The following is a 501-nucleotide window of genomic DNA, read 5'->3' as shown; positions in this document are numbered from 1 at the left end:
GAGCCGTCCACGAGGGCGCCGTCCACGAGTGCGGCGCCCCCGACCCGCTCCCCCGCCGCACGCAGCGCCCGCACCGCCGCCCGGATCGACGGGCGGCGGTCGGCGTCGGCGCGCCAGACGACGAACACGTGCCGCCGGACCCGCTGCCGCAGCGGCACGGTCACCACCCCGCCGGGCAGCGGATCGCGGCCCAGCAGCGGCGCCACGCACACCCCGAGCCCCGCGGCCACCAGGTTGAGCTGGGTGTGACTCTCGGCCGCGCGGTGCGCGACGATCGGCTCGACGCCCTTGGAGCGCAGGGTGAACATCAGCCACTCATGGCAGAACTCCCCCTCGCCCCACGTGATCCACTCGTCCTCGGCCAGCTCGGCGAGGTCGATCTCGTCCCGTCCGGCGAGCGGGTGGGCGGCCGGCAGGGCCACGTCGGCCGGGTCGTCCAGCAGCAGCGCCTTGACCAGCCCGTCGGGCAGCGGCATCGGCTTGTTGTACCAGTCGAGCACC

General features: G+C 75.6%; 1 protein-coding gene. It reads right to left on the bottom strand.

Features of this window, described 5'->3' with window-relative positions; genetic code table 11:
* On the bottom strand, positions 1 to 501 hold a 501-nt coding region (locus LPA54_RS36790), incomplete at both ends, for a LysR substrate-binding domain-containing protein (protein WP_228984838.1).

The sequence above is a fragment of the Streptomyces sp. DH12 genome, from assembly GCF_020873895.1.
Classification (GTDB): domain Bacteria; phylum Actinomycetota; class Actinomycetes; order Streptomycetales; family Streptomycetaceae; genus Streptomyces.
This window is presented reverse-complemented; position numbering and strand designations above follow the sequence as displayed.